This window comes from Bradyrhizobium sp. MI1.10 (assembly GCF_055811035.1).
On the sequence record NZ_JBVVPN010000140.1, the window covers coordinates 1 to 1,115 of the forward strand.

General features: G+C 64.2%; 1 protein-coding gene. It reads right to left on the reverse strand.

Going from position 1 to position 1,115, the window contains the following annotated elements:
• The coding region (groL, locus tag AC0L3K_RS40610; RefSeq protein WP_473368206.1) for a chaperonin GroEL at positions 1 to 1,115 on the reverse strand (1,115 nt) is incomplete at both ends.

The following is a 1,115-nucleotide window of genomic DNA, read 5'->3' on the forward strand; positions in this document are numbered from 1 at the left end:
GCGCGGGTCGCATGCATCGCGTCATCAACGCGATCCTTGCGCTCCTTCACCTCGACCTCGGTCGCGCCGCCGACGCGGATCACTGCGACGCCGCCAGCGAGCTTGGCAAGACGCTCCTGGAGCTTCTCACGGTCGTAGTCCGAGGTGGTTTCCTCGATCTGCGCCTTGATCTGAGCCACGCGCGCTTCGATGTCGGCCTTCTTGCCGGCGCCGTTGACGATCGTGGTGTTCTCCTTGTCGATCATCACCTTCTTGGCGCGACCGAGCATGTTGAGCGTGACGTTCTCGAGCTTGATGCCGAGATCTTCCGAGATCGCCTGGCCGCCGGTCAGGATCGCGATGTCCTGCAGCATGGCCTTGCGGCGATCGCCGAAGCCCGGAGCCTTGACGGCCGCAACCTTGAGGCCGCCACGGAGACGGTTCACGACCAGGGTCGCAAGCGCTTCGCCTTCGACGTCCTCGGCGACGATGACCAGCGGCTTGCCGGTCTGCACCACGGCCTCGAGCAGCGGCAGCAGCTCGTTCAGCGAGGAGAGCTTCTTCTCGTTGATGAGGATGTAGGCGTCGTCCATCTCAACGCGCATCTTGTCGGCGTTGGTGACGAAGTAGGGCGAGATGTAGCCGCGGTCGAACTGCATGCCCTCGACGACGTCGAGCTCGGTCTCGAGCGACTTGGCTTCCTCGACGGTGATGACACCCTCGTTGCCGACCTTCTTCATGGCGTCGGCGAGGAACTTGCCGATCTCCGCGTCACCGTTGGCCGAGATGGTGCCGACCTGGGCGATCTCGTCGTTCGAGGTAACCTTCTTGGAGTTCTTGACGAGGTCCGCAACGACGGCTTCGACCGCGAGGTCGATACCGCGCTTCAGGTCCATCGGGTTCATGCCGGCGGCAACCGACTTGGCGCCTTCGCGCACGATCGCCTGGGCCAGCACAGTGGCGGTGGTGGTGCCGTCGCCGGCCGCGTCAGCGGACTTCGAAGCGACTTCGCGCACCATCTGCGCACCCATGTTCTCGAACTTGTCCTCGAGCTCGATCTCCTTGGCGACGGTGACGCCGTCCTTGGTGATGCGGGGAGCGCCGAACGACTTGTCGAGCACGACGTTGCGGCCCTT